This window comes from Streptomyces deccanensis (assembly GCF_022385335.1).
Lineage (GTDB): Bacteria > Actinomycetota > Actinomycetes > Streptomycetales > Streptomycetaceae > Streptomyces > Streptomyces deccanensis.
Genome location: NZ_CP092431.1, coordinates 22,752 through 37,450, shown reverse-complemented (window position 1 = coordinate 37,450; position 14,699 = coordinate 22,752). Strand labels below are relative to the sequence as shown.

At 70.3% G+C, this 14,699-nt stretch carries 14 protein-coding genes and 1 pseudogene; 11 read left to right on the top strand and 4 right to left on the bottom strand.

Annotated elements, in window-relative coordinates; all coding sequences use genetic code 11:
• Positions 1-111: 111 nt before the first annotated feature.
• Complete coding sequence (locus tag L3078_RS00165; RefSeq protein WP_239749110.1) at positions 112-1,194, bottom strand: hypothetical protein; 1,083 nt, start codon at positions 1,192-1,194, stop codon at positions 112-114.
• 147 nt (positions 1,195-1,341) lie between these two features.
• Between L3078_RS00165 and L3078_RS00160 the strand changes: the two genes are divergently transcribed.
• Both L3078_RS00160 and L3078_RS00155 read left to right on the top strand, forming a co-directional pair.
• Positions 1,342-1,650, top strand: coding sequence for a transposase (locus L3078_RS00160; protein WP_053756971.1), 309 nt, complete (start codon positions 1,342-1,344; stop codon positions 1,648-1,650).
• Positions 1,647-2,567, top strand: coding sequence for an IS3 family transposase (locus L3078_RS00155; RefSeq protein WP_239748969.1), 921 nt, complete (start codon positions 1,647-1,649; stop codon positions 2,565-2,567). Before L3078_RS00160 ends, L3078_RS00155 begins: the two co-directional genes overlap by 4 nt.
• 28 nt (positions 2,568-2,595) lie before the next feature.
• Here L3078_RS00155 and L3078_RS00150 read toward each other — a convergent pair whose 3' ends face one another.
• Positions 2,596-3,288, bottom strand: a complete 693-nt coding sequence (locus L3078_RS00150) for a hypothetical protein (protein WP_239749109.1) — start codon at positions 3,286-3,288, stop codon at positions 2,596-2,598.
• Positions 3,289-3,835: 547 nt separating this feature from the next.
• On the opposite strand from L3078_RS00150, the gene L3078_RS00145 reads away from it, so the two are divergent.
• From L3078_RS00145 to L3078_RS00135, 3 genes are read left to right on the top strand one after another with little or no spacing between them, the layout of a single operon-like run.
• Positions 3,836-4,324 carry a DNA-binding protein gene (locus tag L3078_RS00145; RefSeq protein ID WP_239749108.1) on the top strand — a complete coding sequence of 163 codons (489 nt, stop codon included), beginning with the start codon at positions 3,836-3,838 and terminating at the stop codon, positions 4,322-4,324.
• Positions 4,325-4,349: 25 nt separating this feature from the next.
• Positions 4,350-6,452: a hypothetical protein gene (locus L3078_RS00140; protein WP_175411401.1), complete on the top strand. Its 2,103-nt coding sequence runs from the start codon at positions 4,350-4,352 to the stop codon at positions 6,450-6,452.
• Complete coding sequence (locus tag L3078_RS00135; protein ID WP_070201534.1) at positions 6,452-7,171, top strand: helix-turn-helix domain containing protein; 720 nt, start codon at positions 6,452-6,454, stop codon at positions 7,169-7,171. Before L3078_RS00140 ends, L3078_RS00135 begins: the two co-directional genes overlap by 1 nt.
• 76 nt (positions 7,172-7,247) lie before the next feature.
• Here L3078_RS00135 and L3078_RS00130 read toward each other — a convergent pair whose 3' ends face one another.
• Together L3078_RS00130 and L3078_RS00125 are read right to left on the bottom strand one after the other, a co-directional pair.
• The gene (locus L3078_RS00130; protein ID WP_338059444.1) at positions 7,248-7,778 is read right to left on the bottom strand and encodes a hypothetical protein; all 531 of its coding nucleotides are present in this window, start codon (positions 7,776-7,778) and stop codon (positions 7,248-7,250) included.
• Positions 7,779-7,995: 217 nt separating this feature from the next.
• The gene (locus tag L3078_RS00125) at positions 7,996-8,325 is read right to left on the bottom strand and encodes a hypothetical protein (protein WP_239749107.1); all 330 of its coding nucleotides are present in this window, start codon (positions 8,323-8,325) and stop codon (positions 7,996-7,998) included.
• 877 nt (positions 8,326-9,202) lie between these two features.
• Here L3078_RS00125 and L3078_RS00120 point away from each other — a divergent pair.
• The 6 genes and pseudogenes from L3078_RS00120 (at position 9,203) to L3078_RS00095 (ending at position 14,676) form a co-directional block, all read left to right on the top strand.
• Entirely contained in the window at positions 9,203-9,466 is a 264-nt protein-coding gene (locus L3078_RS00120; protein ID WP_032769652.1) for a helix-turn-helix transcriptional regulator, read from the top strand.
• A 247-nt stretch (positions 9,467-9,713) separates the two neighbouring features.
• On the top strand, positions 9,714-10,499 hold the full coding sequence (locus L3078_RS00115; RefSeq protein WP_338059443.1) for a DUF6083 domain-containing protein: 786 nt from the start codon (positions 9,714-9,716) through the stop codon (positions 10,497-10,499).
• Positions 10,500-10,502: 3 nt separating this feature from the next.
• A complete protein-coding gene (locus tag L3078_RS00110; protein WP_239749036.1) occupies positions 10,503-10,979 on the top strand; it encodes a hypothetical protein in 477 nt (158 codons plus the stop codon).
• Positions 10,976-12,527: pseudogene (locus L3078_RS00105) on the top strand (UvrD-helicase domain-containing protein). The gene L3078_RS00110 and the pseudogene L3078_RS00105 overlap by 4 nt, the downstream one beginning before the upstream one ends.
• Positions 12,528-12,774: 247 nt before the next feature.
• Positions 12,775-14,352 carry an ATP-binding protein gene (locus L3078_RS00100; RefSeq protein ID WP_239749017.1) on the top strand — a complete coding sequence of 526 codons (1,578 nt, stop codon included), beginning with the start codon at positions 12,775-12,777 and terminating at the stop codon, positions 14,350-14,352.
• A gap of 87 nt (positions 14,353-14,439) precedes the next feature.
• On the top strand, positions 14,440-14,676 hold the full coding sequence (locus L3078_RS00095) for a hypothetical protein (RefSeq protein ID WP_239749008.1): 237 nt from the start codon (positions 14,440-14,442) through the stop codon (positions 14,674-14,676).
• Positions 14,677-14,699 lie beyond the last annotated feature (23 nt).

Here is a 14,699-nt window from a genome sequence, read left to right as displayed (position 1 = left end):
CGCCGGGCAACGCCAGCAACTCGGCGGCCAGATGCTGCCGCTCGAGCTGGCGCAGCGGCCGCCGGGACCGAGGGGACCGGCCGGCCCCTCGGTACTCCTGGCCTGCTTCGCTCAGCCAGCGTGGACGGGGGCGTGATCGAAGAACCGGTGCTCGTCGTTGATGTGGATCTCCCGCACACCAGGGTAGGGACGGGGGAGCGGGTCGTTGGTTGCGGCGATGACCTGACAGGCGTAACCGTCGGCCGAGGGGTCATCGGCGATGGAGATCAGCGTGTCGATCAGACGCAGACTAGTGTCCTGGTCGAGACCTGTCGCGCCCAGGCCAGCCAGAGGCGAGTCGATGATCAGCAGCGGAGGGACCCGGGCCAGGGGATCCACGCGGCCGAGGTCACGCAGGGCCAGTAGCAGCGCGACGTTCGTGGCAGCCCTCGGGCTGCCTCCAACCGAGCTGTCGGCGAACGTCTTGTCGACATCGCCGTGCTCCTTGACCCGTGTGGTGAAGTCCAACGGATCGATGGAGGCGGCCTCGACAGCCGGGTTGATCTGACGCAGCCGCTCCAGGAAGAACTGCGACCAGCGACCGGTAACCTCCTTTCGGCGTACCTCCTGGGCGCTCTTCACGGCGTCGCGGGCGGCCTGCGCCTGCTCCATCGCTTCCTTCGCCGCCGCGACGGCCGTATCCTGGGCGCTGATGTAGTCGGCGTCCTGAAGACGCCGCTTGAGCTGAGCCACGTCCCGGCTCAGACCATGGGCCTCCTTCTCCGCCGACTGAGCAAGCGTGCGGGCCGAAGCGACATGGTCCCGGTCGTAGTCATCACGCGCGGCAAGCGCATCTGCTGCGGCCGTTTCCGCCTCCTGCGCTGCCTGCACCACGGTCGTCATATCCCCTTGCAGCGCCTTAACCTTCCGAGCCAGCCGCTCCGATCGCGCCCGCGCGGTGGCGATCTGCCGTTCACGCCGGTCCTGGCCGCCGGGGTGGACCAGGCCGCACTGCGGGCACAGGCCGGGCGCCCGCTCGGGCAACACCTGCCCGCAGTGGGAGCAGTCCTGCGCCGCCGGGTTGAGCAGCGCGGCGAGCTCGCCCTCCGTCCGGGCCTGATCCGCCATGACCCGGCTCAGCTTGCCCTGGACCACCTCTGCCTGCCGCGCAGCCTTCCTGCGCTGCTGGTCCGCCGCCTTGTGCAGGGCAACCAAGCGCCCGTGTTCCCCCACCGCCGCGGTCAGCGCACCGGCTGCCTTCTGCCAGCGACCGGCGGCAGCCTGGTGCTCATGTGAGGTTCCCCCGAGATGCGGGGAAAGGTGACAGCAGGTCAGATGGGTCTCATGAGAGGAGCCCAGACGATGCCTGCCCCGAGGAAGTACCCGCTGGAGTTGCGTGAGCGTGCGGTGCGGATGTATCGGACCGCCGAGCCGAAGCCGGTGATCCGCCGCATGGCTGAGGAGCTCGGCGTGCATCACGAAGCCCTGCGGAACTGGATCCGGCAGGCCGAGGCCGACGCCGGCGAGCGGGATGACCTGCTCACCACCGAAGAGAAGAACGAGCTCGTCCAGCTGCGGCGCGAGGTGCGGGACCTGCGCCGGGCGAACGAGGTCCTGCGGACGGCCTCGGCTTTTTTCGCCGCGCAGCTCGACCCGACCCGGCCCAGGTGACCGCACTCCTAGACGAGCACCCGCACCTGGGGGTCGAGCCCGTACTGCGGGAACTGCACATCCCCTCCTCCACCTACTACCGCTGGCGCCAGGCTGAGAAGGACCCCTGCGAACGGATCCGCCAGGACACCGAGCTGACCGGGCAGATCCGACGGATCCACCAGGACTCCGGCGGGATCTACGGATCGCCCAGGATCCATGCCGTCCTGAAGCGCGAGGGCGTCCACGTCGGCCGCAAGCGGGTCGAGCGGCTCATGCGCCAGGCCGGCCTGGCCGGGATCAGCCCCCGCAGGAGCAAGGGCTTCACCCGCCGCGACCCAGACGCCGACCTCGCCCCTGACCTGGTGCAACGCGACTTCACCGCACTCGCGCCGAACCGGTTGTGGGTCACCGACCTGACCATGATTCCCACCCTGGAGGGGCCACTGTGGCTGTCGGCGATCCGCGACGCCTTCTCCCGCAGAGTCGTGGCCTGGGAGACCTCCGCCCGCGCGGACGCCGACCTGGTCCTCACCTCGCTCGAGTACGCACTGGCCAGCCGCGAGGTCGCCCCTGGCGAACTCGTCCACCATGCCGATCACGGCACGCAATACACGTCTATCAAGCTCACAACCCGCCTGGTCAGAGCAGGTGTTCAAGCGTCCATGGGCTCGGTCGGCGACTCCTTCGACAATGCCCTGGCGGAGAACCTGTGGATGCTGATCAAGACCGAGTGCATCCGCGGACGGACCTTCGACACCAGAGCCGAGGCGAACCTCGCGCTCTTCGAGTACATCGACGGCTTCTATAACCCCCGCCGCATCCAGAAGCGCCTCGGCTACCTCAGCCCCATCGAGTTCGAGGAGAAGCACTACGCCGACCAGGCAGCGGCCGAACAAGTGAACCTGAAACCACGTCAACCCGCCCTGACCTGCTAGTCAGCCACTCCCGCGCAGCGGGGGAACCTCAATGCTGCTTTTGCTCACACTCGGCGCGCACACTGTCCGGATCGGCCAGAGCGCCGGTGTCACGGAGCTTCTTGAACTGCCTCAGCGCAGATTGGGCAGCCCGAAATCGGCTTTCAGTCTCGGACGCGTTCTTCTCCAGACCCGCGAGCTCCTCGTTCCACAGCCCGAGCACCACTTCCAGCGCAAGCACGCGCGATGCGTCCTTGCCCCCGCCGAGGAACTCCGAGGCGATGGTGTTCTGCCGCAACGCCATCACAGTGGTGTAGAACTCATCCAGCCCAGCACGTGACGTGCCGCGGACCGCGGCCGACAAGCCGAGCAGGTCCTGCACGAACGCGCCCGCCGTCATCTCCGTGGCTTTCGACGACGTGACCGCAAGCGAATGCTCGATCGCGCGGGGATCGTCGAGATTTTTCAATGACACCCGCGCCCGCGGATCCGATCCGCTGCGCGTTGCCTGCCAGCGCACCCCGGCGACGCGGAACACCAGGCGAAGATACTGACAGCTGCGCACCTCCGGCATGACCGTCGCCGTCCTCAGCCCCAGCGGATACAGCAGAGCCTCCACAGCGGTCGACTTCCCCGCTTTCGAATGCCCGACCAGGAAGGTCACCAGCCCCTTGAAGTAGCGGGCATACCAGACCCCGCCGCGCTGGAACTCAAACCGTTCGATCACCAACGACGGGCCCACCGGCGCTCCTTTGTCCACACGAATACGTCGGTAGAGGAAACGAACGCCTGCCGACTGGGTGACGCACGCACACTGCTGCTTTCCACCAGCGACCAGCCAGTGCCCGGCAGCCCGCCGCACTACGTCAGAGCAGACCCTGGACCGCCAGTAGGGCAAATCCCCAACGATGCAGCCGGTAGCGGGCGCCGCCCCGCAGGCCAGGGTGCAGTTGCTGCCAGCCCCCGGCCGGGCAGCCCCCATCTGCTGTCACCCGCAGACCCCCGGCTCCGCGATCACGATGCGACGAAGCTGCCCGCACAGGCGTGACGTCCCCCTGCCTCAGAGCAGTCGACCCAGCACGACCCGCCATCTTTGACGCCCTTTCGGATCGATCGCTAAAGTGCATGCGCAATCAGATAACAGAGTTCGCATGTGATGGGGGCGGAGGATGGGCATCTTGCTAACAACCGGACAAGCAGCAGAGGAACTCGGCTTCGCCGTCACGACATTCCGGCGCCTCATCCATGCCGACCTGCTCCCCGGGCATTCCCAGCGTGGAGTCCGGGTCATGACCCCCCTCAGCGTCGTGCAAGCTCTCAGCGCGCGCCGCCACGCTCCCGTGCACCAGCTCGACGCCCCAGAGATCGCTGTCCTGCGCGTTGACGCCGCCCAGCCCGCGCACGACGACGACCGGGACTGGATCGGCTTCGCCGCCACGCTCAGCCCCGACCACCTCGTGAAGGCGCTGCGCGGCTGGTGGCGGTGCGACGCGGCGAGTGTCGCGGCCGGGGGAGTGCTGCCGGTCACCCTGTCGGGCTACGTCGTGGCCGTGCTGACCGGCCTTCAACGGTGGGAGAAGAACTTCGCCGGCAAACACGCCTTTCCCGAAGCCCGCCTCGCGGGCTACGTGACCGATCTTGCCGCTCCGACGACAGTGATCACCTCCGATCTCGACGGCGACCGCAGGCTTGCCGAGTTGCTGCTGGGCACGCGGCTTGCCTCCCACTCGGGCGGGGCCATTGCCTACGTCACCACGAACACCGCTACTACTGGCTGAAGCCGCTTCGGACAAGGAAGCCTCGATGGACGCACAGAGCTACAACGCAGCGCTGGCCGATCTACGCGGCGTGCGGGACCAGATCAAGAAGACGCGGGCCGCGCTCGCGAAGCTGGAAGCGGACCGGGACAAGCAGATCGTCCAGCTGGCCTCCTACGAGAAGGCGAAGGCGGAGCGGATCGCCCCGGCGGCCGGCCTGGGTGTGGCCGATGTCGTCGCCCTCGCCCCCAGCCTGGCCCCCGACAGTCTCGCCGTGCAGCAGGCCCCGCAGTCGCCGGCACCGAAGCCGTCCCCTGTGAAGGCTCCTTCCGCGGCCGTGGCGTCCCTGCCGACGCAGACACAGGCCGCTCCCGGTCCCACAACAACCCCCGCTTCCGCAGGCACTGCTGCCCCCGAGACGCACACCGTGTCCTCGGAGCCGCCCGCATCACCCTCGGAGGCGCGGCGGGAGCTGCCGTCGATCCCGGCCGGTTCCAGCGGTGACGCCTGGTTCACTCACACCACCGGTCTGGTCTCCACCAGGCCGAACTTCACCCAGCAGGCGCGCTCCACGGTCTTCCTGGACGCCACCACAGGGGTCCTGGTCCACCGCAGCCAGACCCACCATCTCGACCTCGCCGGCCGGTCGGCCGCCGACATCCTCACCGCCGTCTTCCACACCGTCCCCGAGGACGTGGAACGCATCTACATCACCGCAGGCGACCCCTGGCACCGGGATGCCGACCGCTACCCCTACCTCCGCGACGCGGTCGCCGCCTGGCTGAACGCCCCCATCGCCGGCTGGCGCACCGACACCGGCCGCGGCCGCGACCGCATGGCCGGACACTTCGTCCACGCCCGCAACCCCGTCGGCCGCTACCAGTCCGCAAGTGGCGACCACCACGTGGAGATCCGCTCCGTGGGGGAGTGGTTCGACACCGACGGCGACGACCCTCACACCGTTCGTGATGCTTTCGTGCTGCTGTGGCAGGCGCTGCGCCGCCACTGGGACGACGCGGTGATCATGGGCTCCCCCTCCCAGACCGGCCGCGACCTGTGGACGCGCACCATCCCCACCCGCGGCCAGCACGCCGACGGCTTCCCCGTCCTGTCGGAAGAACTGCGCGGCCTGCTCCACGCCACAGCTGGACAGGGCCGCAACGAGCTGCTCACCCCGCCCCGCGTTCCCGAGCAGCTGCCACAACTCGTCGAGTACGACCGCACCTTCGCCTACGCCAAGCACACGTGGAAATCCCCCGTCGGCACGCCCCGCCGCATCACCGCCACCACCTTCGCCGCCTGGAGCGAGAAGGAACAGATGCGGGCCCTGTACGGGTGCGGGCACTGGCAGGTCCGCGTCACCGTCCCCGACACCTGGAACCATGTCGGCCTCCTGTCGGCACCGGCCCCCGGAGACCGCGCATGGCACTATCCGGCCACGCCCGGGACCACCTTCACCACCTGGGCCGGCGGCCCCGAGATCCACACCGCCCTGACCAACCCGATCCAGCCGTGGAAGGTCGAGATCCTCGATGGCATCCTGTGGGAGGACGGCAAACCGCTGGACGACTGGGCCAAGAAGCTGAAAGAGACCTGGACCAATCTCTCCGCCCAGGCTCACTTCCAGGGCGATCCCCAGCAGGCCCGCGCCGCCCACCTGGCCTCCCGCGCCGTGCGTTCCATCCTCCTGTACGGCATCGGCTCCTTCGCCCAGCGCCCTCGCATGGTCACCGGCACCACCCCCCGCACCCTGGAGCGCGACGTGCCCCCGGACGCCGAAATCATCGGCTTCGACGACGAACTGATCACCTGGCAAAAGCCCACCGGATTCGCCCGCGACCCCAACGCCCACCCCGAATGGGCCGCCGCCATCTGGTCCGCAGCACGCGCCGCCCTGCTCACCCAGCGTCACCGTGACGACGACACGTACGCCGGTGCCCTGCACACCCTGCCCGGTACGGTCGTCGCCTTCCGCACCGACGCCCTCTACCTCACTCAGCCCCACGACTGGCCGTATCACCATCAGCCCGGCGACTATCTCCTGCGTGGCCGCCTCACCGGCCCCGTCACCGCCCCCACAAGCGAAGAAGAACTCCTTACGCTGCGGGAGGCCGGACGCGCGGCCCTCACTGCTGAGCGGGAGGCCTGATGCCGCGCCGCCCCCGCCGCCAGCCTCAACCCCAGCCCGAGTTGAACGAAGCAGCACATCTCGCCGACCGGCTCCGAGCGGTCGGCTACACCAAACGCGACATCGCCCGCATCATCGACCGCGACCCCTCCCTGGTCTCGCAGTTCTACACCAAGAACAAGGGAGCGGCCTTCGTCCCCGCCCTCCGGCAGGTCCTGGCCGCCGTCGAGACCGGCGGCATCACCGACCTGTCCGAACTCGCCGCCATCGCCGCCCGCCTCACCCAGCGGCGTACCACCGCCTCCGGCGCCCGGGCTCGGGTGCGCACCAAGGCCGTCCTGATCACCCCCACCGGCTCCGGCACCGGCCGCGTCGGCGCCCAGGCCATCGCCTCCGGCTCCGCCCGCCTGCGCCCCTTGATCGCCGAAGCCGCCCGCCGGGGCCTGCGCCTGGCCTTCACCGTGCGCCTCGCCAAGACCGGCTACCTGCACCCTTCTGGCAGCCGTACCGACTCACCCGGCATCCGCCGCGACGTCATCCAGCGCACTGACCACAGTGAGGAACGCTCCTACGGCTCCGCCCAGGCCGGCGGCTTCGACGCCGCCGACTTCGCCCGCCGCGTGGACGCCGCGGGCGGCGACGTCACCGCGGCTGTGCACCAGTGGCTGGTGGAGACCGGCCGCATCCGTCCCGACGCTCAGATCATCCACCTCGAAATCCGCACCTGGCGCCCCCGCTGACAGGCGTCGGACAGCGCCCTCAGTCTTGCTGGCTGGCAGCCTCGTCGAACTGTGCCTCGGCCTCCGGCCCACCCGCCTACTCCGGTGCGGGGGCGGTGTAGAAGACGGACCTGCCCTGCTTGCTGCGCTCGGCCTGGCTCTTGGCCACGAGTCCCTCGAGCGTGACCCGCACGACCTTGGTCGTGATCTGGCGCTCCGGATGGGCCTGGCCCAGGGCTGTGGAGATCTCCGCGGCGGAGCGCGGTTCCTTCGACTCGGCGAGGTGGCGGCGGATGAGCTCGACCAGGGTGGGCTGGGCCGCCGTCGTGGCACCCTCCGCCTTGGCCGCGGACTTCTTGGCGGCTGCCTTTTGCGGCGCGGCGGCGGACTTGGCCGCCCTCTGCTTCCCGCTGCGCGCGGCACTGGCCTTCTTCCTGGGTGAGGGCACCGTGGCACTCTCGGAAGTGGCCGCAGGCTCGGCCGGGGCTTCGGTGATGCCAAGGGCCTGTCGCATGTTCACCAGCACGGTGTGGTCGTGCTGCAGGGCAGCCAACTGCTGTTGCAGGGAGGCGATGTCCGCCGTGATGCGTTCCTGCTCCTTGACGTTGCGTTCGAGGTCACCGGTCACCTGAGCGGTACTGCGATGTCAGTTCAGTGGCGGGAGTGGTTGTCTCGGGCATGGGTACTGACCTTTCCTCGGTGAACCAGCGTGCTGCGGGGCTGCACCAGATGAAGTGACACCCCTTCTCGGGCGGGTGTTGGCGCTCAGCAGGGACGCCACACGTGCCGCACGATGCCTTGGCGTACAGATGGTACGGACGAACAGCGCCAGTTGTTCCGCCACGCTATGTTGGCGTGCGTGCCTGCGGCTGGGGCAGTTGCCAGGACACCGCGTCGGTCTCCCGGTTGTGATGCCATGCCCTCAGGGTGCGCGTGGTCACCAGCCGGTCGAGCAGTTCTCCGGTCTGCTGCGGGGAGTGCCCGCACAGGCGGGTGAGGATGTCCATGTCGGTGCTGTGTTCGGGCCGGGCACCGGTGTGCGCGGCCAGCACGAGAGCGGTCAGCCGCAGTGCGGGCGCCGTGGCTAGGCAGGACCAACGGCACCGGCCGCAGCGCCCAGTCGGCAGCACGGCAGCGGGTACGGCGGCCGGGCGCCTGGTCCAGCACTGTGGCATCGAGCAGCCGCACCTGCCACGGCAGCGTACGCACGTCCGGCAGCTCCAGCCAGCCGGCGTGGGCCAGCTCCAGCCATACTTCGCGGTTCTGGCGCAGGCGCATGCCCCGCAACAGGCCCGCCGGCAGCCGGACATGGGCGCGGGTGTCGGCACGCAGCGCGCACTGCAGGGCCAGCAGCCGGGCGGCGGGGGAGGTGAAGCGGGGCAGCGCGGTGCCGAGGTACGGCAGCATTTCCCGCACCCGCTCCCGCTCCTGGACCCCGGCGTGGGACCGGCGCGCGGGCGGGGGCGGGCCAGGGGAGGCCTGCTGCCGCAGGGAGCCGGAAAGGGTGTCCGGTACCACGGCCGTGTTGCTGGTCGCCGCGGCACAGGCCGCGCAGGTGTCGGCCAGCCGCCAGGCGCGGCCGCTGCGGTCGCGGGTGAGGGCCAGCAGCACCGGTCCCGCGCAGCCGCGATGACGCGGATGCCACCGGCAGCCCCGGGCCCGGCACTGGCAACTGCGCAGATAGGTGGGCAGCGCGTCGGCGCGGGCATGGCAGGCCAGATGAGCCAGGACGGCAGAACGTGCGGAGGCCCCCGTGAGCGCAGACGTGTGAGCGGCGCAGGCGGGGCAGACGAGAGCGGGGCCGCCCGCTCGCGGACGCAGTTCGACTGTCCAGATGCGCCGCACTGCTGCGTGCGCGCCAGCGAGCCTCATGGGCTGGTCGTCCTCCCGTCCGTCCGTGCCTGAGGTGGTGGGTGCCCCGGCGCATCACAGGGCCGGGGAAGACGCACGGTAGTGCAGAGTCCTGCACCTTGAATGCCGCACTCACCACCCAGACAAATAGTGCAGAGGTCTGCACTGACAGGGCAGGGGTCTGCACCGTCGGATGGTGGAGTGACGATCTTGCCGCCCGATCCCGACCTCAACGCGCTGCGCATGACGCTGGTGCGCCTGCGGGGCGAGCGCGGCTGGACCTACGACGAACTCGCCGACCGCAGCGGCCTGGCCCGGCGCACCCTCATCGACCTGGAACACGGCCGCACCAGCGGCAGCGTCACCACCTGGCACACCCTCGCCCACACCTTCGACGTGCCCATCGAGCACCTCCTGGGCACCCTCTGCGACGACCACACCCCACCCGGCATGCACGGCCCCTGACGCCCCGGCGCGCCCGCCTCGGGTCCTACCGCGAATCACCCGAACGGAGAGCAAGCGTCGAACGTGAGGACGCTCGCAAGATCGTCTGTTCGGTGCCGCTAGGCTGGTCGAGGGACATGAGCCCCGCGGTGTTGCCTATCCTCGCGTGTCGCCTGGCACGGTCCGGGCCATGTGCCCCACGCCCGCCCCCGACGGCCGCCACTGGGACGGCAGCCCCCGCGCTCTCCGCCGCCCCCGAACGCTCCGAGTGACCACCACCAGCCCCAGCCGCCTGCTGCGCGCCGGACAAACCGGCCGCTGCCGCCACTGCGGGAGCCGCATCGACCTCTACCCGCGTCCCGACCAACGGCCCATCGCCCTGCACCCCGCCGAATTGACCGTCACTGACGTCCCCAAATCCTGCCGCTGGCACCTCAGCGGCGGCATCGCCTACCCGCACGGCGACAACAGCGCCTGGTGCCGCATCCCGCATGCCGTGCTCTGCCCCCACCGCACCCCGACCTGCCAGGCCGGCACCCGCCTCGAGGCGATCCGCCGTCAACTCGCCGTCCGCGCCCGCCGTCTGATCGACACCCAGGCTCTCACCCCCGCCCCACCAGTCACCCCGCAGCCCGACGCCCCCCAACCCGGCGGACCCGACCGCCCCGTCGTCCAACTGCTGCTGTGCCGCTACCTCGCCCAGCAGCGGCTCGAGGAGCTGCGCTGCGTCGCCCAGACCCGCCACCGGCACCGCTGCCCCCACCCCGTCCTCGCCCCCGCCGGCCCAACCGGGATGTGGAAACTGCTGCCCACCACCGCCCGGCACGGCCAACTCGCCCTGCCCGATGCCCTGATGGCCGTCTACGACCTGGGCCACCTCGCTTATGGCGAACAGCTGCGCTGGCGCACCCAGCGCTGCCCGGCACACGCCACCGCACCCGGCGCCGCCGACCTCGCCCTGGCCTGCTGGGAACCCTTCGCCCCCCTCCTGCACGCGGCACACATCCACACCCGCCTGCCCCATTCCTCGCCCCGCCCGCACCGAAGGGGATGACCGGTGCCGCACCACGCCCTGGAAATCACGCTGACCCGCCCCCTGCCCCCGCCCGTCCTGCAGCGCGCCGCCCGCCTGCTGCCGCTCGCCGCCAACCACGACGCCACCCGCCTGATGGCCCTCGTCGCCGCCAAGACGCCGCAGCGCGCCGCCCGCCGGCTGCGCCGCCGCCTCGGCACCCGGCTGCCCATCGACGTGATCACCACCCACTACCCGGACGCCGACCACAGCGTGCTGCTCAACATCGCCTTCCCGCCCATCGTGCACGCCGCCCTGACCGTCGGCGCCCGCCGCGCCCAGCAGACCCCCGAGCGCTTCCTGGAACTGGCCGTGCACCGGGCCCTGGCCGAGCACGCCGACCGGGAGACCGAGCGCCTCGACCACGCGGTACGCCACCTGCTGGCCCACACCACCCCCGCCTACCTGCTGGCCGCCGTCGGGCACGCACTCACCCGACTCCCCGAGAGGCCCACCCTGTGAACCCCACCGACGAACAGACCGCAGCAGCCGACGCCTTCCACGCTGGCCACCACCTCGCCCTGCAGGCCTAGCGTCGGCACCGGCAAGACCACCACCCTCGCCATCCTCGCCCGCGCCACCACCCGCCGAGGCCGCTACCTGGCCTACAACCGGGCCATCGCCCAGGACGCACGCACCCGCTTCCCCGACACCGTCCAGTGCAAGACCGCCCACGCCCTCGCCTACGCCGCCGTCGGCCACCGCTACACCCGCCGCCTGAACGCACCCCGCCGCCCGGCCTGGCAGACCGGACAAGCCCTCGGCCTGACCAAAGCCGTCCGCATCGGCGACCGCGAGATCTCCCAACGCGCCCTGTCCAACGCCGCCCTGCGTACCGTCGCGCGCTTCTGCCACACCGCGGACGAGGCCATCACCCGCCACCATGTCCCTCGCCTGCGCGGCCTGGACGGCTGCGACCTGCATGCCCAACTCGCCGCCCATATCCTGCCGTTCGCCCGCAAAGCCTGGGTCGACCTGCAGCATCCCGACGACGGCGCCGTCCGCTTCGACCACGACCACTACCTTAAGATCTGGGCCCTGACCCGGCCGCGCATTCAGGTCGACTTCCTGCTGCTGGACGAGGCCCAGGACACCAACCCTGTCGTCGAACAGACCTTCCTCAACCAGCGCGAGCACGCCCAGCTCGTCATGGTCGGCGACTCTGCCCAGGCCATCTACCACTGGCGCGGCGCCAAAGACGTCATGACCGGCTTCGACGGCACCCAGCTGACCCTATCCCAGTCCTTCCGCTTCGGACCCGACCTCGCCGCGGAAGCAAACCGCTGGCTGCACCTGGCCGACGCCCCGATCCGCCTCACCGGCACCCCCGCCGTACCCACGGAACTCGGCCCCGTCACCCAGCCGGACGCCGTGCTGTGCCGCACCAACGTCGGCGCCATGGCCCAGGTCATGACCCTCATGGCGGCCGGCTACCGGGTCGCCCTGGCCGGGGGAGGAGACAGCCTGCAGGCCCTGGCCCTCGCGGCCCGCGACCTGAAGGAAGGCCGCCGCACCCACCACCCCGAGCTCATCCTCTTCCCCTCATGGGGCGATCTGCAGGACTACGCCGCCCACGACCCGGCCGGCCGCGACCTGCAGCCCCTGGTCAACCTCGTCGACACCCACGGCACCGACGCCATCCTCACCGCCGTCGCCCGCCTCGCCCCCGAGCCGCACGCCCAGGTCACCGTCTCCACCGCCCACGAGGCGAAGGGACGCGAATGGCCCCGCGTGCTCATCGCGGACGACTTCGCCCGTCCTGAAAACAGCACTCCTGACGAGCAGACAAGCACCGCGGCGCCACCCGACCCCATCGACGACGCCGAAGCCCGCCTGGCCTACGTGGCTGTCACCCGTACCCGCCAACGCCTCGACCTGGGCGGCCTCTCCTGGATCGACGCCCACTCACAGCACCTCGGTCCGAGCGGAACAACTCCCTCGGGCACCGTACAAAAGGAACACGAGCAGACGGAACCCGGACCACTGCCGGTGCGCCACACGCATGGTTGACAGGGCGTCATCGGTGGGGGAACGGCGCGGGAAGGTCATCACTCATCGCGCGGTGCTCCGGCTTGTCCGGGCGCACCGCCCTCCGTCTGCCCATTTTCTCTCCGTTATCGACAAAACCCCTCGCAGCAGGCATCCCTTTAGTTACGGTCTGTACTCACAGATACCGCCCCAAGTTTCGGCGCGCCCCGATCGGTGTTCACCGCCAGTCGGCAGTGCCCGACACCGTAAGACCGACAGGGACCGGCCGATGACCGACACCGACTCCGAGCCCCACGGCGCTGACAGCACCGTATTCGGCCGCAGCTCCACACCCGCGACCAGCCGGCAGCCGTTTGCAGGCCACCTCACCAGCGGCGACGCCGAAGAGGAGGTAGGGAAGGTAGCAGGTACCGAGGACTCCACCCCGTTGAAGTTCCACGTTGCTCTTTCTCCTGGCGCCTATCTGCAGCTCGACGACGTGGTCAGCACTCGCCGGGAGATCCCCGGACGCGGCACCGTCGTCACCTCCGGCGTGGTGACCGAGGTGGTCGCCCGCCACGAGGGCGCCGCGTTCGGCTCAGATGTCTTCCTCATCGCCGACGGAATCCTGCCGGCCACAGTGCAGGAGGTCGCCGAGATCACGACCACCCGGGTCGACCCCGAGTACTACGTCCCGCCACGCCCCGGCGAAGCCGCCATCCGGGCCTCGGGCACGGCGCGGGACGCCGCGCTGTACTTCGACCGGATGGACGCACGTGTGCCCGCCGGCATCGGCCGGGACGGCGAACCGATCTATCTCAACCTCGAATTCCTCGACGGCACCCGCGGCGCCCACGTATCGATCTCGGGCATCTCAGGCGTGGCGACCAAGACCAGCTTCGCGCTGTTCTTGATGCACTCGCTGTTCACCTCGGGCGCCCTCGGGGCCCGCGCGGTCAACGCCAAGGCCCTCATCTTCTCCGTCAAGGGCGAGGACCTGCTCTTCGTCGACCAGCCCAACACCCGTCTCGACGGGGAGCTGAGCGCCGCATACGCCCAACTCGGCCTGCCCGCCCGCCCCTTCGCCTCGGCCGGCTTCTACGCCCCGCCGCTGCCCGGTGACACCACCGGCCGCCCCCACGTCACCGGCAGGACCAGCGGCGTCACCGCCTTCTGGTGGACCCTGGCCGAGTTCTGCGAACGCGAGCTGCTGCCCTACGCGTTCGCCGATGCCGAAGACGAGAAAAACCAGTACACGATCGTCGTGCACCAGGTCACGAGCCGGCTGCGCCGCGAGGCTCAGCCCGCCGGGAACGACGGCGCGGTCGCCATCGACGGAACCGTCCTCCGCACCTGGCCGGAGATGGTCGACTTCATCTCCGACAAGGTCACCGACGACCTCAGCCGCCCGGACTGGGCGGGCCCGGCCATCGGACTGGGAACGGTGAACGCATTCGTGCGGCGGCTGCGGTCGTCCCAGCGGCCGCTCGGGCCCCTGCTGCGCGGCGACCTGAGCACGGTCACCGACCACCCCGTCTCGCACTCCATCGACACCTCGCAGCAGCAGGTCACCGTGGTGGACCTGCACAACCTGCCGGAACGGGCCCAGCGGTTCGTCGTCGGTGTCGTGCTGGCCGCGGAGACCGCCCGCAAGGAGCAAGCCGGCCCGGGCGGCCTGCTGTTCACGATGGTCGACGAGCTCAACAAGTACGCCCCCCGCGAGGGATCCTCCCCGATCAAGGACGTACTACTGGACATTGCTGAACGCGGCCGCTCACTCGGCATCATCCTCATCGGCGCCCAGCAGACCGCCTCTGAGGTGGAACGGCGCATCGTGTCGAACTCCTCGATCAAGATCGTCGGCTAGCTCGATGCCGCCGAGGCCAGCCGCCCGGAGTACGGCTTCCTGCCCGCCTCGCAGCGCCAGCGCGCCACGCTCGCCAGGCCCGGCACCATGTTCGTCTCCCAGCCGGAGATCCCGGTGCCCCTGGCCGTCGAATTCCCCTTCCCCGCCTGGGCCACCCGGCTCTCCGAGGTCGCCGACCCCACCTTCTCCACCGGCACCCGCGCAGCCGGCCAGGCCACCGGCAGCGCGGCGCGACCGGACCCGTTCAGCAGGCTGCCCCAGGCAGAGAGCGATCCGTGGCCCGACGACACTGACGACGGCGCCATCGATGAGCCGCCCTACTGACGTCTGGCCACCGCCCTCCCCAG

Coding starts and splice junctions, on each gene's coding strand:
- L3078_RS00160 (WP_053756971.1), top strand. CDS start 1,342: ATGCCTGCCCCGAGGAAGTACCCGCTGGAGTTGCGTGAGCGTGCGGTG.
- L3078_RS00100 (WP_239749017.1), top strand. CDS start 12,775: ATGACCGACACCGACTCCGAGCCCCACGGCGCTGACAGCACCGTATTC.
- L3078_RS00145 (WP_239749108.1), top strand. CDS start 3,836: ATGACCCCCCTCAGCGTCGTGCAAGCTCTCAGCGCGCGCCGCCACGCT.
- L3078_RS00140 (WP_175411401.1), top strand. CDS start 4,350: ATGGACGCACAGAGCTACAACGCAGCGCTGGCCGATCTACGCGGCGTG.
- L3078_RS00095 (WP_239749008.1), top strand. CDS start 14,440: ATGTTCGTCTCCCAGCCGGAGATCCCGGTGCCCCTGGCCGTCGAATTC.
- L3078_RS00125 (WP_239749107.1), bottom strand. CDS start 8,325: ATGCCACAGTGCTGGACCAGGCGCCCGGCCGCCGTACCCGCTGCCGTG.
- L3078_RS00135 (WP_070201534.1), top strand. CDS start 6,452: ATGCCGCGCCGCCCCCGCCGCCAGCCTCAACCCCAGCCCGAGTTGAAC.